The organism is Pedobacter cryoconitis (assembly GCF_003259615.1).
GTDB lineage: Bacteria > Bacteroidota > Bacteroidia > Sphingobacteriales > Sphingobacteriaceae > Pedobacter > Pedobacter cryoconitis.
In genome coordinates this window covers 176,130-197,783 of record NZ_QLLR01000003.1, presented here as the reverse complement: position 1 = coordinate 197,783, position 21,654 = coordinate 176,130, and the positions used below count along the sequence as shown (strand labels likewise).

Sequence of the window (21,654 nt, the reverse complement as noted above, 5' to 3'; positions counted from 1 at the left end):
GGTTATTCAAGCATTTATATTGCTTAAACAACCCCTCTTCAGTTTAAACAAAACCTATTATTTAGCCTGAACGAATTCCAGGTTTAACTCAATTTTGATGTCTTTAGCTACTGCCATTCCACTCGGATCATATTTAACATTATAATCTAAACGGTTAACCGTGGTAGTAGCGTGAAAGCCCGCTCTTGTATTTGCCTGCTGATCTTTAGCTATTCCGCCATAAACGACATTGAATTTCACGTCTTTCGTTACATCACGAATAGTTAGTTTACCAGCAAGTTCATAATTATTATCTTTCAATTTCTTGAAGGACGAACCCACAAAAGTCATGGTCGGATATTTCTCTGCATTGAAGAAATCATCTGTTTTTAAATGATTATCTCTCATTTCAACACCAGTAGTAACACTGTTTACATCAACAGTAAAGTTGATTTTAGCATCTGTTAAATCTGGTTTCGCTGCATCAATTGTGCCTTCAAATTTCTTGAATGACCCATTTACAAAGGAGATACCCAAATGTTTAACTTCAAAATTAATGAAAGTGTGCATTGGGTCTGCTGACCACTTTGTTTGTGCAAATGATGCTGTGCTGATCGAAGCAACAAGCAGAAATAGAAATATCTTTTTCATAAATGATGTGTTTTAATTAACAATACAAACGTAAAGGGAATTATGGCAAAAACCCTTGATGTATGTTAAGAAATGCTTAGTTCTTTTCAAGCGTATCTTTCACAGTACCACAGTCGTACATTTCACTCCCATAATAAGGGTTCTGTATTTCTTTCACTTCATTCAACCAGCTAAATTTACCCATTGGGCAATATTGAAGATAAGCTTCCTGATTATTCAACTTCAACTCCTTTGCTAATTTGATAAATGCTGTGCTGATTCCTTCAAAGCTTTTACGCTGACTTTTTAAGTCATTACTTTTACTCAGTTCCACTGCTTTCTGTTGAATTATAGCCGATTCAGACATCCATAGCAGATGTTGTTTGGTATCCTTAAATCCCTTGTGTGGAACTTCTTTGACTGCGGTTTGCAGCACCAGTGCCAATTTTGGGGCTTCCTCAGGTTTATCTGTTGCCAGTGCATTTTTTAAAGCATAATAGCTTTGCAGGCTCTGATTAAATTTACCGGACACGTCAGCTTTCTGCGCAAGGGCAGGCTGTATAAATGCGCCTAAAAAAAGGGCTAAACCTAAAATTACTGTTTTCATAAGTTTCATAATATTATTTTAAAACGTTAAAGAAATTAAACTCTGCACGTACCAGGTACATGTTTTTATTGTATCTGCCAGCCATATCGCCTGCTACCTGGAATCTGTACCCAAGATCAATACGCGTTCTGCTATTCAGAATAACCTGTAAAGCGGGCGCAAGATCGAGGTAAGACTTTCCGTTTGCCGGATTTGTTTTACCCAGCATTTCAAAATAAACGTTGAAATTTGGCTGATTGTAGTTTTTATAAACGAATGGAAGCACGAGGTATCCAGAAGATAAACTATACCCAATCATCTGATCTGGCTGTAGGGTTCCTGCTACGCGCTGACTTTCCACATCAAAAGCTTTGCTATAGCTTACCGTACCCGATAAAGCCAGTTTATGAAGTAGTTGAGTCACCACTATCCCACCCTGAACTCCACTATTATCACCTTCCAGATTAATATCTTCTGTATAAGTTGGCCTTTTACTGGTACTTACCCTGCCGAATACCGCCGCGCGTAAATGCCGCTGCGTATCATCGATAGAAAGGAAACGGTATTTTGCATAAACGCTTCCCCCTTCCAGTCTGTATTTGCCATCCATATCAGAGAAAAACCCCTGAAAATGTGTCATCAGGTTTTTATTAAAGCTAAACATCACTTCTGGCATGGTCCTGTTTCCACCACCGTTAAAGATCCCTTCATTGGTAATTCTGACTCCGATAGATTTGGCCGCCATATTACTTGCCGGTTCTGTAAAGACATATAATTCCTGTGCACCCGCACGCAAGCTCCCGCCCAGCAGAAAAACTACTGCTGCTAATTGAATAAACTTCATTCTTGTGCTTAAATGCTTAAGTGAAAAATACGTGTTTCTTTACCCTGAACAATACCTTTTCCTTTAAGATAACTTTCAGATTTTAGTTCCGCAGCTTGTTTCTTAAAAGCTGACGAAGTGATAAAATCCTTATCCATGATACGGGCGATAACCGGGCCGTCCAATGTTTTGCTTTTCGCATTGATGAACTGAAAAACAGCACCATCAAGTTCAGCAAGTCCGGCAGCATCAACTTGTGTATTTTTAAAGTTAATGGTGGCGGAAAGGTCCCCTATAGAAAAGCCCGCGTCCTGAACTTTATCCCTGATTTCGTCCAGATCTACTTTTTTGTCTGCTTTAAAAGTAAGGACAAAAACGTTTCTATTCAGGTCGGGAGAGACAGTTTCAATAAAGCCAAGGCTTTTTAAAGAGGTTTCAGTAGCTCTTGAACACATAGAGCAGGTTAGACCGTTAACTTGTAATTCAGCTTTAGAAATTTGTTGTGCGAAGGTATTTCCGCCGATAAATAAGCAGAATAAGATAATGAAATATTTGATCGTTTTCATAATGAAATTGTTGTAAGCGGCTGTCTGAATATTAAAAACAGGGGCTAATGATTTGAAATAAATTAATACAAAGGGGCAATAGCGAATGAGTATCCGCAATTACACTTAATTTATTCCTGATCTAATTTCTGAAAACGCAGTTGTAGGCATGCAGGGCGACCCGCGCGGATAAAGGAGGGGCTTCCTCTTTAATTTTACTAAATAACTGCGGTAAAACAAAAGACAACAGTTCTGAAATATAAGAAGAGATTAATACCGGAAGACTATGATTTTTAGGAACATCAATTTTCAGACCTGTCTGGTGACTGTCTTTGATTTTAGCATCAACCTTAGTGTTTTTACAGCAGGAATCTTCTTTTTTAACCGATTTTTCCGCTTCATTACAGCCGCCACAATGGGCAACTTCCGTCAAATGAATTCCAGATAACTGTCCCCCGCAAAAATGCAGGCTCAGGGCAACACCAATTACGCTAATCAGGTAAAAGGCACATAATCCTAAAGCTATCTTTTGTTTCAGTTTCATTTACGAATTAATAGTATCAATTATCAAACTTAAGGATAAATTCTTAAAAACGAAAAACGGGGCCGGTAAGAAACAGAAAGATTACAAGATTATGCCATACCAGTTTTTTAAAGTAGAATTCTGTCTTAACTTAGCCAAAAATACCTATAAGATGAAGCCATTTCTTACGCTACTACTCTTGCTTTGCCTGAATTCCGTCTTTGCTTCCGGACCAAAGCATCAATATCTAAAGATAACAACAGCGCAGGGCGAATGTATCATCATGTTATACAATAAAACACCACAGCACCGGGATAACATTGTTAAACTGGTCAAAAATGGCTTTTATGATGGTACGCTTTTTCACCGGGTAATCAATTCATTTATGATTCAGGGAGGTGATCCTGATTCTAAAAATGCACCCGCAGGTAAAGAATTGGGAAATGGGGATGTCGGTTATACTGTGCCTGCGGAATTCCGCGATAGCTTGTTTCACAAAAAAGGCGTATTGGCTGCAGCCAGAGACGATAATCCGCTGATGGCATCCAGTGGCTGCCAGTTTTATCTGGTACAGGGGAAGAAATTCACCGATACACAGCTGGATAGTATGGAAGTTAAAAGGTTGAAATTTAAAATTCCACAATGGGAACGCGAAATTTATAAGACTAAAGGTGGCGTACCTCATTTGGATAAACGATATACGGTATACGGTGAGGTTGTAAGTGGATTACCGCTGATTGACACGATAGCGGCAGTGAAAACAGATTCCAATAACCGCCCTTTAGCAGATGTAAAAATGACGGTGACACTTTTGAAAAAAAGAAAGGCGCGTAAGCTGGAAAAAGAAATGAAAAAATCAGGAGGTGATGAAGTCATTTTCCTGCTTAACCAATAAAAAAACAATATATACTACGATGAAACCTGTCTGGGCTTTTCAGCCAGGCAAGCTTCATCACCATTAAAAACAATAGACACTAAAATGAAAATACTTTCTTACAACGTGAACGGAATCCGTGCTGCCTCTACAAAAAACTTTGTAGGCTGGCTGCAATCAACGGATGCAGATATGATTTGTCTTCAGGAAGTGAAAGCCCTTCCTTCTCAAATTCCGGAGATAATTGGTCTAATTGAGAACCTGGGTTATCATCATTACTGGTTTGCTGCAGAAAAAAAGGGATACAGTGGAGTCGCTATATTTTCAAAAATCAAACCTAATCACGTTGAATACGGATGTGGAGAAGAATGGATAGACAAAGAAGGACGCATTTTAAGGGCTGATTTTGACACTTTCTCTTTGATGAGCGTATATTTGCCATCCGGATCATCCGGAGACGAAAGACAGGTTAAAAAGTATGAATTCATGGCTTATTTCGAGAAGTATATCACCAAACTCCGTGAAACTTATCCAAACCTGATCATTTCCGGCGATTATAATATCTGTCACACTGCAATTGATATTCATAACCCTAAATCCAATGCAAATTCTTCTGGTTTCCTTCCTGAGGAAAGAGAGTGGATGGGCTTGTTCCTGGAAGCTGGTTTTATTGACACCTTCAGGCACTTGAACAAAGATCCTCATCATTACACCTGGTGGAGCTACAGAGCAGGTTCAAGAGGCAAAAACCTGGGCTGGCGTATCGATTATCACTTAGCTACGCAACCTATGCTCAACCGGATTAAAGATGTAAAGATTTTATCTGATGCCGTACACTCTGACCATTGCCCTATCTTATTGGAGCTGACTTCATAAATACCTTCTGCTGAATCAGATATTGAACAGGATTTAATCCTTAAAATAGATTACCTGATCTGGTGTTATACAAAGATTAAGGCGAATATCATTTTCGTGGGTATCAGCAATGATGCCCACGCTTTTGAAAAAAGATAAACCCACTTTTATCGTATTTCTTCCCTCTAAAAACCGGTCATAGAATCCTTTACCATATCCGACCCGGTAACCCCGATCATCAAATGCCAGTAAAGGCACAATAACAAGGTCTATTTCTCCCCGATACTCTTCTTCAGTCACTGGCTCCAGAATATTAAAAGAACTCTTTAGAAGCTCTTGTTCTCCCTTATAATGATGATGCGTCATTAAAGAAGTTTTAAAATCTGCACGGGGTACAATTATTTTTAATTGCGGATGATGTGTTTTAAGCCATGCAATGAACAAAAAGGTATCCGGTTCGTTCTTTTCGGCAATAGGAAGGAAGATATGAAGTGTTTTGACAGCACTCAGGTCAAGTGTAGCAAATTGTTCGAGTAACTTTTCACTCAGCTCATAAACTTGCTCCAGGCTAAGTTCTTTCCTTTTTTTAGTCTCCTGTTTCCTGATTTCTGCTTTATTCATCTTGTAATAGCTCTATGTGCTGCAAGTTAGAAATTTGTGTAAAGAAACTATTAGGAGTTATAAATCACCTCTTAACTAAAGTTGTTCATTGACCTGCTTCTGATCCAACTTATTACCATTACAAATGGCAATATTCAGGGACTTCTGGCTAGAGCAAAACAGAATAAGTTTTTGTAAATTAATCCTATAATTAAATCATTAATAAGAGAGTCCGATTTATCATCAATTTTCTACGATAGTCAATTTCATATATAGTAATTAATGAAGGGGAAGCCGAAAACCATAGAAAGAGTAGGCGTAAATTAAAGTTTTTGATTCTTTTTGATAAACTAGTAACCTGAGAAATTATATTGCAAATCTTTATATAACGTTAGTAGCCCAAACTGATTCAACTCCAGGAATTAAAAAGTATGTTTATGGCAAATTTTAGTGAACTATGGACAGGATGAATCCAAAAATTACATGCAAGAATTCCACACAAACCTTTAACATTGTATATACCTTGTTAATTAATTAGTAATTGGTAATAGAGGATAACGCATTATAAGCGTTTACTACTCCACCAGAAACACACTTATCTTTCAAAACATCTTCATGAACAACCGACTTCATGATAACTTCTTTAACTTGTACTGCTCTTAATTTCGGATAGTACTCTCTGATGACCGCAGCGAGCCCCGTAACTACAGGAGCAGCCATACTAGTACCACTATTTTCATCATAGGTAGAACGAAGTACCGTAGAAGTAATATCAACCCCCGGCGCATAAACATCTACGCTATTTTTACCATAATTGGAAAATTCAGTAGCTAATTTTTGATCATTTTTAGAATCTGAGGCTCCAACTTCTATCCAATAAGGAGCTATAACCTGACCTTCCAAAGTTTTCCTATCAGGGATAAGATTATCCATCTTATCCAGATTTTCCCCGGTATTACCAGCGGCATGAACAATCAAAATATCTTTGCTAACGGCATATCTTATTGCTTCATAGATTGTAGCAGGTCTTGTGGCTAACGGTATTCCAAAACTCATATTGATTACCTTTGCTCCATTATCAGCTGCATAATGAATAGCGTCAGCTATTGCCTTAATATTCTTATTCTCTTCAGTTCCGCCTAATGTGTAGATAGTTGCTGAATCCGCCGTCTCTTTGAACGGATCGATACCAGGAGTTGCACGAATAACCATCAATTTCACCTGATCTGCGACTCCGTTAGTACCAACATTATTATTACGAACTGCAGCAATAATACCTGCCACATGAGTACCATGTATACTAGAAGGTCCACCCGGTATTGGGTCATAATCCTTTTTTTCATAATATGCCAACTGCATCTTATAGAAATCAGCCGCTTTTTTCAGTTTGACCCTTTCTTTGGAAACAAAATCCGGATAAATTTTCAAGCCAGTAATCATTGCCGTCTGCATTTTAAGTTCCTCTGGGCTGCCGGGTACATAATTCTTAAAATCATCAATAGTTGGAATAGGCTTGCACATCTTCTGCAACATATGATTTAATATTTCCTGATCCCTTTTCGTTTTTTCTATCTTGTTGTGTACAGATAAAATTTCAGCCTGAGTATCTTCTCCTACGGCTGCACTATAGAAATTCCAGCCATGAATATCATCTATAAAACCATTTTTATCATCATCTATACCATTGCCTGGGATCTCCTTAAGATTCGTCCAAATGACAGATTTGAGGTCTTCGTGATTAATATCAACCCCACCATCAATTACTGCAACAATGACAGGTGTCTCTTTCTTTCCACTTAGCAACTGTGTATAAGCCTTTTCCATGCTGATCCCAAAAACACTGTCTGTTTTCAAATCCAGATTTTGCCAATTAGCCTTAATCTTTCCATCAGTTTGCGCAAATACAGAATTTACAGCGAATAGCATAAAAGCTATCATCACCAGTTGAATGAAATACTTATCCGTTTTTATCATTATCCACAATCAGAAGGTATAAAGTTAATTATAAGGCGTTTAACTATATAATTAATTATATAAGTAAACATATTTCCTAATTACTAAAAGCATTTAAAACACTCCATTGCCAATAAATTTTCTGCTATTTACGGATCAAGTCATAAACTTGTGGATTAGGGATTAAATTTCAAGTTTTGTTTTTGATATTTCTTAGTTCAAAGCAGATGGTTACGATTCTTTAATAAGCTAATTACTTCCTGATTTTTCCAGGCTTGCTCCTTTTACAAAGTTCTCTGATGCCTTTGGGTTTCTATTGATTGCTTCATTGTGCCCCTTACAGAACTTTCGAAACAACCTGTACTCCAAACTGCTGCTTTAAAAATGAAATCGCCCAGGATTCCCTTTGAAAATTTACCCGTTAAACCTCCCATAATAAATAAATGCCTTTCCACCAATGTAGGCTATTGGCGTTAAAGATTATCCTGATGCGTAAAAAATGTCCGTAATTGTCCGCAGCTGTCTGCAATTGTCCGCAGTTGTCCGTTCGTTAGTCAAAGGGAAAATTATAATTTCATTAATCTTCAACTAGTTATGGTTTGGTTGTGCCTGAGTGGTGGTCGGGGTGACACCAGGTTGTAAACGGGCTGTAAGCATGGCAAGTCCAATTGATTTCAACTAGTTGTTTTGACTTGGACTTGCCATGCTCTCACGTTACTTTAGCATTGCTCTTACCCTAACGACTACTCAGGCAGTACCCGACCAGTACCCGGCCGATATAGATCTATTATTAAGCTATTTTGAATTTATTTACTAACAGCCCGGCCTTGTTTCGGCTGAGTCATTCCCATGCAAATTGAAAGCTTTCAGCGCAACTGCCAGAGGCATAACAGCATCCGTGATAGCAAAGACTTTCTGTTTAGCGTGTCAAAATTTATCCTGAAAAAAGAGCTTGCTACACAAGTTTATGACTTGATCCCTATTTACACGAAATGAACCTGATCAGGTTGAATAAAAAAGTCTTTAAAAAAATATGGCTTCGGGAACCACTCCGAAGCCAAAATCAACCTAAACCTAAAACTAAACTATGAAAATTCTTATTTTACTCTTTCTATATATTCACCTGTACGTGTATCAACCTTAACTTTGTCGCCCTGGTTAATAAACATCGGCACTTTTATTTCAACATCTGCTCCAACTGTTGCATATTTCAATGCACTTGTTGAAGTGTCCCCTTTAACAGCGGGCTCTGTATATGTAACCTCCAGTTCAACATGCTGGGGAGTTTGTGCCGAAATCGGCTCTTCACTCTCGAATGCTATTACAACATTCATGCCTTCTTTTAAGAATTTAATCTGATCCCCAAATAATGATTTTGGGATGTTAAATTGTTCAAAAGAACTGTTATCCATAACAACGAGGAATTCTCCATCTTCGTATAAATATTGATAATCATTTGTCTCTACCCGGCATATCGTTACCTCTTCATCTGTGCGGAACCTATACTCGACTAATTTGCCGCTTTTGATGTTCCTCATTCTTGCCTGGTAAAAAGCTCTTAAATTTCCAGGAGTCCGGTGCAGAAATTCTTCTACTACAATTAATTCTCCATTGAAACGAAGAATATTACCGCTTTTCACTTCTGATGCTTTTGCCATTTTTTTCTGAAATTCATTGCTCTACCAGCAGCGCTATTTCGTGCCGCAAAGGTAAAAACAATTTCTGGTTCTACAATAGTTATTTTAAATAATATAAATATGGCCAATTTTTAGCCCATTTCTTGACAATAGTCTTGCAATTCAACATGTTTCGCTTTATTTATAGTCAGTTATCTTTATAAAATTATCGCAAAAAGAATACTCATTTTCCTGATTGGAGCCGATCACGACAAGCTTATCCGCACTAAAATCCCGGATCAGCTCGTGATACCACTTGATTCCCTGCTGGTCGAGGTTAGAAGTTGGCTCATCCAACAACAGCAGCGGCGTATCTGTACAGCAAGCTAAAGCCAGTTTAGTCCGCTGTTTCATACCAGAAGAAAAATACTTTAAAGCCTTATCCTGAGCCTTCCTCAATCCTAAAAGATCCATCACCTGCGCCGCATTCACGCCGGGATAAAAACTCTTGAATTTGAAATGGAAATCAATAGTCTCCTGCAAAGTAAACTCCTCCACCAAATCCAGATAAGGCGCAGCAAAACTCACCTGCTTATACACTTTTTCTACCGGGATGACGTTAGCCTCATCTGCATAAGTAATCGTGCCTTCAGAAGGCTCCAGACTACCCAGAATTACACTTAGTAAAGTCGACTTACCAGAACCATTTGGCCCCAGAATAGCATATTTGCCGGCAGCAGTAAACCCATAAGTGAAATTTCTGAATATCCACTCCTGGTTAAACCTTCTGCCGGCATCTTTTAAATCGATCTTCATTCAAATGACTAGCTACCTGATCCAAAACCTTTCATCACACCTCTGTTTGAATTTCTGATAAAATCTACGATTTCATCACGAATCTCAGTCGGTGCAAATTCAGCCTCTATCTTATCAAGAGCCTTGGTCACATTATTATGCTTTACAAACAATACCCTGTAGATTTCCTGTATCTCATTGATCTTCTCTGAAGAAAATCCGCGTCTTCTTAATCCAACAGAATTAATCCCTGCGTATGATAAAGGCTCTCTGGCAGCTTTAACATAAGGTGGAACATCTTTCCTTACCAGTGAACCACCGGTAATGAACGCATGCGACCCTACATTTACAAACTGATGTATCGCAACTAAACCAGCCAGAACCACATAATCACCAATAGTGATATGCCCTGCAAGCGTAGTGCTGTTAGAGAAAATACAATTATTACCCACTTCACAATCATGTGCAATGTGTGAATAAGCCTGAATCAGGCAATTGCTTCCAATTACAGTCTTCCATTTATCTTTTGTGCCGCGGTTAATCGTTACACACTCCCTGATCGTGGTATTATCCCCGATTTCGGCTGTAGTCACTTCACCTGCGAACTTTAAATCCTGAGGAACTCCGGAAATTACAGAACCAGGAAAAATCCTGCAGTTCTTGCCTATTCTTGCGCCGTCCATGATCACCACATTAGAGGCAATCCATGTTCCTTCTCCAATGACAACGTCTTTATGTATAACAGAAAAAGGTTCTATAACCACATTGTCTGCTATGATTGCATCAGGATGTATATATGCTAATGGTTGTATCATGATGCGCGTTCGCTATCTTTAACTTTTGAAATTTGGGCCATCATCTCTGCCTCTACTACTATTTTCTCTCCTACCATGCCCACGCCTTTCATCTGTGCAATGCCCCTGCGGATTGGCTCCATCAAATCACATCTGAAAACGATCGTATCTCCAGGCAACACCTGCGCCCTGAATCTCACCTTATCAATTTTAAGGAAATAAGTCAGATAGTTTCTTGGATCAGGAACAGTACTTAATACTAAAATACCACCAGTCTGTGCCATTGCTTCAATCTGGATTACACCCGGTAAAACTGGTGCCCCCGGAAAATGTCCTTTGAAAAATTCTTCATTCATGGTCACATTTTTCACACCAACTACATGCGTTTTTGATAATTCAAGGATTTTATCGATGAACAAAAACGGTTGTCTGTGTGGTAAAATATCCATGATCTGCATCACGTCATAAAGTGGCTTTACAGAAGGGTCATAAACATGCTGAACTTTCTTGTTTTTCTCTTTTTTGATTGCTGCTTTAATCTTTTTCGCAAATGCAATGTTAGCCGCATGCCCTGGTCTTGCAGCCATGATATGCCCTTTAATGTGCATTCCAACAAGCGCAAGGTCACCAATCATATCTAATAATTTGTGTCTTGCAGGCTCATTCTGATAACGCAGCTCCATATTGTTTAAAATACCCTGCGGAGCTACTTCTATTTTCTCTCTGTTGAATATTTTAGCCAGGTGATCTAACTCATCACGCGTAACCTCTTTGTCAACAATAACAATTGCATTATTTAAATCACCACCTTTAATCAGGTTGTTCTGTAATTGATATTCCAACTCATGCAGAAAACAGAAAGTACGGCAGGATGCAATTGCACTCTTAAATTCTGCAATTGTAGAAATTACCGCATGCTGACTGCCCAGAACAGGGGAATTATAGTCAATCATACAAGTAAACCTGTAATCTTCAAGCGGCATAGCCACAATCTCTACTTTACGTTCAGCATCAGTATAGGTAATGTTATGAGGGATCTGGAAATATTCGCGGTCAATACTTTGCTGTACTAAACCAACACTTTCCAGTGCCTCTACAAAAAGGATCGCACTTCCGTCCATAATCGGAGTTTCAGGGCCATCCAGCTTCATTAATATATTATCAAGGTCCATTCCAACCAAAGAAGCCATTACATGCTCCACCGTGCTGATACTAGCCCCGTTTTGCGTAATTGTTGTGCCTCTTGCCGTATCTGTAACATTGTCACAGTCAGCATCGATGATTGGTTGACCTGGTAAATCAGTCCTTTGAAATTTAAACCCGTGGTTTTCCGGAGCCGGACAAAAAGTTAAAGTGACACTGGCACCTGTGTGCAAGCCTACTCCATGTACAGAAACTTCGCTTTTTATGGTTTTTTGTTTAACGTTCATTATTGTTTTGTGTGGTACTAATTATACTATGACTGGAGTTTCGCTGTAATTTCAGCCTCTAATTTTGTAATCCGTTTTTCTATTCCTGGTAAATGCTTGAACAAGACAGATGCACGCATCCAGTCTCTGAGCGGCTGCGCAGGTGTGCCATGCCATTGTTTGTTCTCTTCTGTAATATTGGAATTAATCCCTGCCTGTGCGCCAATTTGTGTGCCTCTGGCTAATGACAAGTGCCCTGCAATTCCAACCTGACCGCCAACAACTGATCTTTCACCAACTTTACTGCTTCCTGAAACTCCTGCCTGGGCAGCAACAACCGTATGCTCTCCAATCTCCACATTGTGTGCAATCTGAATCAGGTTATCCAGTTTTGAGCCTTTTCTAATAAAAGTAGAGCCCATTGTTGCCCTGTCAATTGCAGTATTCGCACCGATCTCAACATCGTTTTCAATCACAACATTTCCTATCTGTGCAATTTTAGTGTAGGTACCATCCGGCTGAGGGGCAAATCCAAATCCATCACTCCCAATTACTGTATTAGAATGGATAACGACCCCATCCCCAATCACAGAACGGTTATAGATTTTAACTCCGGGATGAAAAGTACATCCCGAGCCTATTTTTGAATCTGTTCCGATATATATCTGCTGTAAAATCTTTGTATTGTCTCCAATCTCTACATTAGCATCGATATAAGAGAAAGCCCCTATAAATACATTCTTGCCAATTTTTGCTGAAAGATGAACAAAAGAAGGCTGTTCAATGCCTGTTTTTTGAGAAGTCTCATTTAAGACTTCATTATACTTTTCCAATAAGACAGAAAAAGCACTATATGGGTCCTTCACCTTTACCAGCGTACAACTGATAGGCTGCGAAGGAACAAAATCTAACCCAACGATAACGACAGATGCGTTCGTTGAATAGATGAAGTTCTCGTATTTCCGGTTAGATAGAAAACATAAGGCCCCTTTTTTCCCCTCTTCTATTTTCGAAAGTTCTGAAACTGTGATAGTTTCATCGCCTTCAACTGTTCCACTTAAAAAGTCGCTTATCTGCTTGGCAGTAAATTGCATTCTACAAAGTTAAATGTTAAATTGATATGAACAAATTATCCCAACTCCCTATTTTATCAGCCACTTGACCATTTCAATGCTCCTGTATAATCGGATAAAAAACGGGATAATAATTGGATTATTTTGTTAAATAATGCTAAATAATTCTTGGATAGCAAAGTATATGCTTTCTAACTGTCCTGTCGAGCGATTCAAGGTTAGATAAATCAGATGCTTTTGCAATATCTGTTGTGGTATTATTTTTCATTAATATGTTAATTGTGCTGTTTCCGCCCCCTGTATTGTAGGCTCTGTTGCTGATTACATCCGTAAATACAAAGTAAGATACCTCATTCTGATCAATTCCAAGACTAAAAGCCGTATTTTCACCAATCAAAGAGACTCTCGCCGGATCAGGCGCTTCATTGGTAATCTCGATCTTATATAAATTGCGGTTAACCAGCATATTACATAATAGTGAAAGAATTCTGTCCTGATGATCGCACCAGACCTTCACCGAAGCAAAAATATCCTGATCATCCAGTTTCGCAAATTGCAGCAGATGCACATTCGTTTCAAAAAACTCTTTTTGAGAAATCTCATTTTTCAGAAAATGCTGCAATGCCGGGGTCGCAAATAAATCACCTCCCTTTACAGCAAGTTCTTTGGCCCGTTTTAAAATCTTGACCAGCAGCATTTCTCCTGCAATAACTGTTTTATGCAAATAAACCTGCCAGTACATTAACCTTCTGGCAATCAGAAACTTCTCAATAGAATAAATACCTTTTTCTTCAATCACCAGCTGGTCGTCAGCAATATTGAACATCTTAATAATCCGGTCAAAGCTAATTACCCCTTCACTCACGCCTGTAAAAAAGCTATCCCTGTTTAAATAATCCATTCTGTCCAGGTCAAGCTGACTTGAAATCAGCTGATGCAGGAATTTCTTTGGATATGCTCCTTTAAATATAGCGATGGCAGTATCTAGTTTTCCATCGAACTCCATATTCAGGCGCTCCATCATCAGGATAGAAATATCTTCATGCTGAATTCCTTTAACCAGCGAATATTCCAGGGCATGAGAAAATGGCCCATGACCAATATCATGAAGCAATATAGCTATCGTTGCACCCTCTTCTTCATCTTTGGTAATCTCATGTCCCTTACTGCGTAAGATGTCAATAGCCAGGCACATCAGGTGCATTGCACCAAGCGCGTGATGAAAACGCGTATGCAAAGCTCCCGGATAAACCAGGTGTGTCATCCCCAATTGTTTAATGTAGCGTAAACGCTGAAAAAAGGGATGCGAGATCAGGTCAAAGATCAATTCTGAGGGTATATTGATAAATCCATATACCGGGTCATTTATTATTTTCTTTTTATTCAATCTTGGCAAAATAAATTATACGGTACAAAAATTGCTATTTTTATCCGTACTTAAGAAAGAGATATCTCTTTTTAAGGATTTATTTACACCTTATACATACAATAATGCAGGAAACCAAGATTCTATGGGCCGATGATGAGATAAACTTATTAAAACCACATATATTACTATTAAACGAAAAAGGGTACCACGTGACTACATTTACGAATGGAAACGATGCATTGGAGGCTTTTGGCAAGGAGCATTTCGACCTGGTATTTCTGGATGAAAATATGCCCGGCATGAGCGGACTGGAAACCCTTTCTGCCATTAAAAATATAAAAAGTGACATTCCGGTTGTCCTGATTACCAAAAGTGAAGAGGAAAATCTGATGGAAGATGCGATCGGTTCAAAAATTGACGATTATCTGATAAAGCCGGTTAATCCTAAGCAAGTATTGCTGACAATCAAAAAAATCATAGACAATAAAAGACTGATCAGTGCCAAAACTTCGATGGCTTATCAACAAGACTTCAGACGTTTAGGCATGACACTGAATGACAAATTAAGCTACGAAGAATGGACAGAAGTTTATAAAAAACTTATTTTCTGGGAACTTGAACTTGAAAAGCTGGATGATCCGCAGATGCATGAAATTCTGACCATGCAAAAGTCTGAAGCGAATACACAGTTCTCTAAATTCATTGAAGACAATTATATTGACTGGGTTAACAAAAGAGGTAAAACGCCTTTATTGTCTAATGAACTGCTTAAAAAGAAAGCATTTCCACATATCAACTCTACTACCCCAGTATTTTTTATCCTGATTGATAACCTGAGATACGATCAATGGAAGATTATCAATCCTTTAATCACAGAACATTTCAGATTAGATGAGGAAGATATTTACACGAGTATCCTGCCAACAGCAACGCAGTATGCAAGGAACTCAATCTTTTCTGGCCTGATGCCATTGGAAATGGAGAAACGCTTCCCTTCTCTTTGGCAGAATGATGATGAGGAGGGTGGTAAAAACATGCACGAAGAAGCCTTCCTTGCAGATCAGATTAAACGCAGCGTTCGTAAAGACTGCAAATTCAGCTATCATAAAATTCTGACTTATGACGACGGAAAAGCGCTTAACGAGCAAATGAACAACCTGATGCAGAATGAATTCAACGCAATCGTTTACAACTTTGTCGATATGCTTTCTCATGCACGTACCGATATGGCCATGATCAGAGAGCTGGCAAATGACGATGCGGCTTACCGTTCACTAACGCTTTCCTGGTTTGAACACTCTCCTTTACTGGAACTGCTGAAAAAACTTGCACAGAAACAAGTGAAAGTAATTATCACTACAGATCACGGTACCATCAGGGTGAAACATCCGAGTAAAGTAATCGGAGATAGAAATACCAATACAAACCTGCGCTATAAACAGGGCAGAAACCTGAACTTTAATGCCAAAGAGGTCTTTTTAATTAAAAATCCTCATGAGGCACAGTTGCCTAAAATAAATATTAGTTCCAACTATATTTTCGCTAAAGAAGACCGTTATTTTGTCTATCAGAATAACTACAACCAGTTTGTGAACTATTATAACGAAACGTTCCAGCATGGTGGGATCTCCCTGGAGGAAATGATGATTCCTGTAGCGACTTACAGCTCAAGATAGTATATCAAAATGAACATTGAAATTAATCACCTGGAGGAACTGGGCAGTGCCGCTGAAGCACTGCTCAGTTTTGCAGGAAACGAAAAAATATTCGCATTCGAGGGCGAAATGGGAGCAGGAAAAACAACTTTTATTAAAGTCCTGTGCCAGAAATTAGGCGTAACAGATGTAGTCAACAGTCCTACATTTTCTATTGTAAACGAATATGCAGCACCAGGCAATCAGGTCATTTATCATTTTGACTTCTACAGAATTAAAAACCTGCAGGAGGTATTTGATATTGGTTATGAGGAATACTTTTATTCAGGAAATATCTGCCTGATAGAATGGCCTCAGCGGATCGCGGAATTGCTGCCTGAAACTTATATCGAAGTGGAAATTACTGCATTGTCAGAAGACAAGCGATCTTTCACCTTCACAAAAATTTCTTAAATTCAGCTTATTTTTCTTAATTTCAATCAAAAAATCAGATAGACAGAATGGCTACAGGATTACGGGAAGAAATGGCCTCTATTGCTCAAAAAGGACTGCTACAGCCTAAAGAGACATTGTCAGAAATCAAACAGAAAAGCAACAGCCTTTATATTGGCATTCCTAAAGAGATCTCTTTTCAGGAAACCCGGATTGCACTTACACCTTTATCGGTTGCATTACTGGTCAATCATGGCCATAAAGTACTGCTGGAAAGTGGTGCAGGCACAGGTGCGAACTTCTCTGACAATGATTACAGTGAACAGGGCGCACAAATTACATTCAATAAAAAGGATGTATATGATGCTGACATTATCGTAAAGATAGCACCGCCAACGGTCGAAGAAATCAATCTGATGCACAAAGGCCAGACGCTGATCTCTGCTTTGCAGATGGGCGCACTTAAAGAAGGCTACCTGAAAGCATTATTAAATAAAAAGATCAATGCACTATGCTTTGAGAATTTAAGGGATGAAGGAAACGTTTTAACGGTAGTACGTGCCATGAGTGAGATCGTAGGCGCAACTTCTATCTTTATTGCCGCAGAATATCTAAGCAGTGTAACTGGTGGTAAAGGCTTAATGCTGGGTGGTTTTACCGGCGTTCCTCCTACAGAAATTGTCATTCTTGGTGCGGGAACTGTTGGAGAATATGCCGCCAGAACAGCACTTTCATTAGGCGCTGAAGTTAAAGTATTTGACAGCTCTATTTATCGTTTGCGCCGTCTTCAGAATAACCTGGGAAGCCGTGTATTTACCTCTGTCATGCAACCTATTGTACTGGGAAAAGCTGTAACAACCTGTGACGTAGTTATTGGTGCTATCCGCGCAACACACGGCAGAAGTCCTTGTATTGTGACCGAGGAGACTGTGAGCAGAATGAAACCAGACTCTGTTGTTATTGATGTAAGTATAGATCAGGGCGGGTGTTTTGAAACATCTGAAGTCACGAACCACAAAGACCCTGTTTTCAGAAAACATGATGTCATTCATTACTGTGTGCCTAATATCGCATCCAGAGTACCCAGAACAGCTTCTTATGCCTTAACTAATATCTTTACCCCAATACTGGTAGATATAGGTGAAATGGGCGGCCTGATGAGCCTGATCTGGAACAAACCAGGTATCAGAGAAGCACTTTATATTTATAAAGGCCACCTGACCAGTAAAGATCTGGCTGCCAGGTTTAATTTACCTTATAAGGATATTGAATTACTGGTCGCTGCGAATCAATAGTTAAACTGCCGTTGCAAGCTTCGGTTTCCAGACAAATTGCAGGTAAACTAATGCTGCAATGGTAATGCCCGTACAGATGAAAAATGTATAGGGTATGGTTTTGATATTGTCAATAAATAACCATCCTGCCAGCAGTGCACCTAATCCAATTCCTGCTTCCAAAGCGATATACATGGTTGCCATAGCCTTGCCGCGGTGTTTCGGGTCGCTTAAGTCTATAGTCCAGGCATTAACAGTTGGAGAAAGCATCCCTGTTGCTACACCGTATAAAGCTGAAGCTGCCATCAGCGTAAATGATGAATTCGCGAAACCGATAGACAAAAGTGAAACGGCAAGTAAAGCGAGAGATATTTTCAGGATTAAAACCCTTCCATGCCTGTCTGACGCTTTACCGGCCACAAAGCGGATAAGCAAGGAAGACAGGGTAAATACCATAAAAAACAGGCCTTTATTACTGGTGCCAAGATATTTGCTCCAATCTCCGACTACAGTCAGGATTACGCCATAACTAACATAACTCAGCAGCGTAATTAAAGCCGCCGGAATCACCCTCCATTCAATAATATCCTGCCTTTTAATCTTCAATAGAGAGAAGCTGAAAGGTTGTTTTTCTTTCAGGGTTTCCTTCATATTTCCAAGAATAACGATGGAGGATAAAGCAAAAATTGAAGAACAATAAAATAAGACATTAATAGAGAAATGATCAGTTATCGTACTTCCAATGGCAGGGCCGATGGCCAGACCGGTACTGAAACAAATTCCGTGGATTCCCATGGCTTCTCCCCACCTGTTTTCCGGAACCAGATCTGCTACATAAGCTGCGGTTGCAGTTGGTTTAAATCCAGTAGAAAATCCATGAATCAATCTGAGAAAAAGAAATCCAGCAACTGTAGTGAGTACTGGATATAAGAATCCGCAAACGAAACAGACTATGGAACCTACAGCCATGATAGGAACCCGACCGATAGTATCAGTCAGTTTACCACTAAAAGGCCTGGAGATCCCGGCTGTAAGCGTAAACAGCGCTATGATCAATCCTTTATAAGAAGCTCCGCCCATTGCACTGAGATATGCAGGTAATTCAGGAATCAGCATATTAAAACTGGCAGAAAAAAGGAAGGAGCTTAAACATACCAGGCCAAATTGCAGGGTATAAATCGATTGATCGGACTTTTGCATATCCGCACAAAAATAGAGATAAAATTAGAGAAGCAGTTTAAATTCAGGTGATAAAATTGTAAAGAACAGGATAGTTTTATTGTATTTTGAGGGGACTTCCGTAGGGGCACTGGTACAATACTTAATACTGATCGTGGATATGCCCCATGAGTTTGGCCATTTCGGCCTTTAACTCTTTAATTGGGCCCATAAAATTATTATTCATGAAAGAGAAAACGAGTATTTTCCCCTTTTTGGTCACTATATAACCACTCTGGTTATAATTATTTGAAAAAGTCCCGGTTTTTGCAAAGACAAAAGGATGGTCTGTTTTAGGGTAAGCATTTTTAAGTGTACCCCGCAGGCCTCCGGCAGGAAGCATACTGAAGAGCTTTTCCCTGTTGTTCACCTCTTTATTGATCAGTTGAAGCAGCATAATCATATCTCGTGGACTGAACAAGTTCATCCGCGACACTCCAGATCCATCTACCCAGCGCGGACGGTCAGGTAAATCTTTCAGGTATTTGTTCAGAATGTACCGGATTGCATCAGTACTACTTAATTTCTGCTGAAACTGATTCGCATAAACCAGCAAAAGCTGCTCGGCAATAAAATTATCACTCGGCAAAAGCATTTCCCGGAAAATATCTTCAGATCTGCTGTTATAAATTGTTTTTGCTGTAGCCGGCATTTCCAGCTGGATGAGCTGAACATCACGCCCCAAAGTATCCCTTAATAGGTTCAAAGTAGTTAATGTGCTTGTTTTATAAGGAATAAGCTGTGTAAAACCAGTAGGAATAACCCCGGAAGGATAGTTAAATTCATTCGTTGCGAGTTTCCTGACCACGATGAACTCCTTTTGATGATTTAAACTATCTTTCACCAGGCAATCGTTAAAATGATGCAGGTCAACGGTCATTCTCCCGTTTTCATTGCTGAACGCTGCCAGGTTATCCAGCATGGGTAATTCTGTTATTTCTGCCTGGGTATCGTCATTGTAATCGTCCCATGCCCAACCTTGCCCATAAGCATTACCTGTATATCTGCCCGGGGCAAAAAAGAGTTGTTTAGTGCTTGTGCTTAAAAACTTAAAAGTATGCGCTCCCTGCATCCCCCGTTTTAAAAAGGAAGGGTCACCTGTACCCCAGAAAATAAGAGAATCACCACGTGTGATGTAACGTATGGAGGGAATAGAATCCGGAATCATTTTCAGCCCTGCATAAAAAGTATACAACTTTGTATTAGAGGCAGGAATAAAATATTTGTCTGCGTTTTTCTCGTAAATCATCCCTTGCTGGTCCAATCCCGAGAGGGCAAATCCGACAAGATGATCATTTAGAACAGGTGAATCTCTTAAAAAATAAGAGACATCTTTAGCTAATCGCTGCTGTACAGTACAACTCTCCAAAAAAAGCAAAATCAGCAAAGCCGGAATGAAAAATGATTGAATCTGGTATTCTTTTTTTAATCCCATTAAACTGTTTATCATTGATATAAGCCGAATATATTGCTTTTTCCTAAAAAATAATCGGGTTTATTCGCTTTAATCAGCCTTTAAGCTCAATCTCCATAGCTTAAGGGCTTTTCTTTTATCAACACTTGTTATGATTAGCAAAGAAAGCCTGATATATTTGCAGGAAAAAAGCGTTGTCTGTTATATGAAAGCAATCACCTCCCTGTCTATTTTTGTAAGTTTCAGCTTGTTACTGACTGCGTGCAATACAAAAGCGAAGAAAGAAAAATTACCGGAACATGTGCAGCTGGATGTGACTCCGGTAAAAGGAATCAGGTATACAGAAGTGAAACGCCGCTTTAGCAATGGATTATCTTTTGATACAACTGGTTTTCAGCAGGAACCGAGCTGGATTATTCAGTTTAGATCTGCTGATACAGTGCTCGCTTATGATCCGGCACAGAAAATCATGCAGCCTTTTCACCTGCACCATGACCATGCTGACGTTTTCAATTTTGCGAAAGAATGGTTTAGATTTAAGCTGATCAGCAAAGATAGTCTTGTCTTTCAACGGCTTCAGGTAAACAAAAAAGAGATTGCCGACGATATTCGCTCAGATGTAAACATGACTTTTTATGCGGATGATTACATCAAAAATAAATTAAAGACTACTGCAGAAAAACTACAGCGTCCAAGTAAAGCGGATACGCTTTTTATTGCAGAAATGGTGGCTAAGGCCACCAGGTACCCTGATCAGCGGGATAGTGTTTTTGCAGGCAGACAAGTGGTTTCTTTGCGTCCGCGCGATAACCGCATTACCGTAGAGCGTTTAAGCAGCGTCGATAAGTTGAATGGCAGAACAGAAGCTTATGATTACCTCTATCCAAAATATAAACTGGTTATTCCGCATGCTTATAAGGAATTCGCTTATGGGTTTAATGTCCTGGTAGATGAAAAAGGAAAAATGAGATTAAGTTATTTTTTCACCAACCTCCCCGAATTCAGGGAAACGAGAAAAAAAGTTCTGGAGGGAATTATCAGCGTTTACCTGCAAAATTTACTAATAATTAAACCAGGGAGCACTCTTGGCGTGCCGCATACAAGTGAAATTACTGTATCTGTAGTCGGAAGAAAACCCTCAAAATAAATCGTCAAAAATTATATTTATCAAAAAATGAAGCATTTGCAGATTATAAAAAAATAATTACTACATTGCAGACTTAATTATTAATACATA

Annotated in this window: 21 protein-coding genes; 6 read left to right on the top strand and 15 right to left on the bottom strand. The window is 39.1% G+C overall.

The window, feature by feature from the left end; translation table 11 throughout:
- Nucleotides 1-57: 57 nt before the first annotated feature.
- The 5 genes from LY11_RS05925 to LY11_RS05905 all read right to left on the bottom strand — a co-directional run bounded on the left by LY11_RS05925 (nucleotide 58) and on the right by LY11_RS05905 (nucleotide 3,107).
- Complete coding sequence (locus LY11_RS05925; RefSeq protein ID WP_111632807.1) at nucleotides 58-630, bottom strand: YceI family protein; 573 nt, start codon at nucleotides 628-630, stop codon at nucleotides 58-60.
- A gap of 76 nt (nucleotides 631-706) precedes the next feature.
- On the bottom strand, nucleotides 707-1,225 hold the full coding sequence (locus LY11_RS05920) for a DUF3347 domain-containing protein (RefSeq protein ID WP_111632806.1): 519 nt from the start codon (nucleotides 1,223-1,225) through the stop codon (nucleotides 707-709).
- Between the two features lie 4 nt (nucleotides 1,226-1,229).
- On the bottom strand, nucleotides 1,230-2,039 hold the full coding sequence (locus tag LY11_RS05915) for a hypothetical protein (RefSeq protein ID WP_111632805.1): 810 nt from the start codon (nucleotides 2,037-2,039) through the stop codon (nucleotides 1,230-1,232).
- A gap of 8 nt (nucleotides 2,040-2,047) precedes the next feature.
- A complete protein-coding gene (locus tag LY11_RS05910; RefSeq protein WP_111632804.1) occupies nucleotides 2,048-2,584 on the bottom strand; it encodes a heavy-metal-associated domain-containing protein in 537 nt (178 codons plus the stop codon).
- A 121-nt stretch (nucleotides 2,585-2,705) separates the two neighbouring features.
- Entirely contained in the window at nucleotides 2,706-3,107 is a 402-nt protein-coding gene (locus LY11_RS05905) for an HYC_CC_PP family protein (protein ID WP_111632803.1), read from the bottom strand.
- Between the two features lie 151 nt (nucleotides 3,108-3,258).
- Here LY11_RS05905 and LY11_RS05900 point away from each other — a divergent pair, with 151 nt between their 5' ends.
- Both LY11_RS05900 and LY11_RS05895 read left to right on the top strand, forming a co-directional pair.
- On the top strand, nucleotides 3,259-3,981 hold the full coding sequence (locus tag LY11_RS05900) for a peptidylprolyl isomerase (protein WP_111632915.1): 723 nt from the start codon (nucleotides 3,259-3,261) through the stop codon (nucleotides 3,979-3,981).
- Between the two features lie 84 nt (nucleotides 3,982-4,065).
- Nucleotides 4,066-4,836, top strand: coding sequence for an exodeoxyribonuclease III (locus tag LY11_RS05895; protein WP_111632802.1), 771 nt, complete (start codon nucleotides 4,066-4,068; stop codon nucleotides 4,834-4,836).
- A 33-nt stretch (nucleotides 4,837-4,869) separates the two neighbouring features.
- Here the strand turns inward: LY11_RS05895 and LY11_RS05890 are convergent, their stop codons facing one another.
- The 8 genes from LY11_RS05890 to LY11_RS05855 all read right to left on the bottom strand — a co-directional run bounded on the left by LY11_RS05890 (nucleotide 4,870) and on the right by LY11_RS05855 (nucleotide 14,442).
- Nucleotides 4,870-5,436, bottom strand: coding sequence for a 5-formyltetrahydrofolate cyclo-ligase (locus LY11_RS05890; protein WP_111632801.1), 567 nt, complete (start codon nucleotides 5,434-5,436; stop codon nucleotides 4,870-4,872).
- Nucleotides 5,437-5,949: 513 nt separating this feature from the next.
- Nucleotides 5,950-7,389 carry a S8 family serine peptidase gene (locus LY11_RS05885; protein WP_170132638.1) on the bottom strand — a complete coding sequence of 480 codons (1,440 nt, stop codon included), beginning with the start codon at nucleotides 7,387-7,389 and terminating at the stop codon, nucleotides 5,950-5,952.
- Between the two features lie 1,076 nt (nucleotides 7,390-8,465).
- Nucleotides 8,466-9,026, bottom strand: a complete 561-nt coding sequence (gene efp / locus LY11_RS05880) for an elongation factor P (protein ID WP_068404751.1) — start codon at nucleotides 9,024-9,026, stop codon at nucleotides 8,466-8,468.
- Nucleotides 9,027-9,182: 156 nt separating this feature from the next.
- On the bottom strand, nucleotides 9,183-9,800 hold the full coding sequence (locus LY11_RS05875) for an ABC transporter ATP-binding protein (RefSeq protein ID WP_111632800.1): 618 nt from the start codon (nucleotides 9,798-9,800) through the stop codon (nucleotides 9,183-9,185).
- A gap of 8 nt (nucleotides 9,801-9,808) precedes the next feature.
- Nucleotides 9,809-10,594 carry an acyl-ACP--UDP-N-acetylglucosamine O-acyltransferase gene (lpxA, locus tag LY11_RS05870; protein ID WP_111632799.1) on the bottom strand — a complete coding sequence of 262 codons (786 nt, stop codon included), beginning with the start codon at nucleotides 10,592-10,594 and terminating at the stop codon, nucleotides 9,809-9,811.
- A complete protein-coding gene (locus tag LY11_RS05865; RefSeq protein WP_111632798.1) occupies nucleotides 10,591-12,003 on the bottom strand; it encodes a bifunctional UDP-3-O-[3-hydroxymyristoyl] N-acetylglucosamine deacetylase/3-hydroxyacyl-ACP dehydratase in 1,413 nt (470 codons plus the stop codon). Before LY11_RS05865 ends, lpxA begins: the two co-directional genes overlap by 4 nt.
- A gap of 26 nt (nucleotides 12,004-12,029) precedes the next feature.
- On the bottom strand, nucleotides 12,030-13,076 hold the full coding sequence (lpxD, locus tag LY11_RS05860; RefSeq protein ID WP_111632797.1) for a UDP-3-O-(3-hydroxymyristoyl)glucosamine N-acyltransferase: 1,047 nt from the start codon (nucleotides 13,074-13,076) through the stop codon (nucleotides 12,030-12,032).
- Nucleotides 13,077-13,212: 136 nt separating this feature from the next.
- Nucleotides 13,213-14,442, bottom strand: a complete 1,230-nt coding sequence (locus tag LY11_RS05855; RefSeq protein ID WP_111632796.1) for an HD domain-containing protein — start codon at nucleotides 14,440-14,442, stop codon at nucleotides 13,213-13,215.
- A 104-nt stretch (nucleotides 14,443-14,546) separates the two neighbouring features.
- Between LY11_RS05855 and porX the strand changes: the two genes are divergently transcribed.
- From porX to LY11_RS05840, 3 genes are read left to right on the top strand one after another with little or no spacing between them, the layout of a single operon-like run.
- Nucleotides 14,547-16,100, top strand: coding sequence for a T9SS response regulator signal transducer PorX (gene porX, locus LY11_RS05850; RefSeq protein WP_041883582.1), 1,554 nt, complete (start codon nucleotides 14,547-14,549; stop codon nucleotides 16,098-16,100).
- Nucleotides 16,101-16,109: 9 nt separating this feature from the next.
- Nucleotides 16,110-16,532: a tRNA (adenosine(37)-N6)-threonylcarbamoyltransferase complex ATPase subunit type 1 TsaE gene (gene tsaE, locus LY11_RS05845; protein ID WP_111632795.1), complete on the top strand. Its 423-nt coding sequence runs from the start codon at nucleotides 16,110-16,112 to the stop codon at nucleotides 16,530-16,532.
- 47 nt (nucleotides 16,533-16,579) lie between these two features.
- Nucleotides 16,580-17,806: an alanine dehydrogenase gene (locus tag LY11_RS05840; protein WP_111632794.1), complete on the top strand. Its 1,227-nt coding sequence runs from the start codon at nucleotides 16,580-16,582 to the stop codon at nucleotides 17,804-17,806.
- Here the strand turns inward: LY11_RS05840 and LY11_RS05835 are convergent, their stop codons facing one another.
- Both LY11_RS05835 and LY11_RS05830 read right to left on the bottom strand, forming a co-directional pair.
- The gene (locus LY11_RS05835; RefSeq protein ID WP_111632793.1) at nucleotides 17,807-18,985 is read right to left on the bottom strand and encodes an MFS transporter; all 1,179 of its coding nucleotides are present in this window, start codon (nucleotides 18,983-18,985) and stop codon (nucleotides 17,807-17,809) included.
- 121 nt (nucleotides 18,986-19,106) lie between these two features.
- The gene (locus LY11_RS05830) at nucleotides 19,107-20,438 is read right to left on the bottom strand and encodes a D-alanyl-D-alanine carboxypeptidase (protein WP_170132637.1); all 1,332 of its coding nucleotides are present in this window, start codon (nucleotides 20,436-20,438) and stop codon (nucleotides 19,107-19,109) included.
- 184 nt (nucleotides 20,439-20,622) lie between these two features.
- Between LY11_RS05830 and LY11_RS05825 the strand changes: the two genes are divergently transcribed.
- Nucleotides 20,623-21,564 (top strand): hypothetical protein, encoded by a 942-nt coding sequence (locus tag LY11_RS05825; RefSeq protein ID WP_111632913.1) that lies wholly within the window; start codon nucleotides 20,623-20,625, stop codon nucleotides 21,562-21,564.
- The last annotated feature ends 90 nt before the right edge of the window (nucleotides 21,565-21,654 follow it).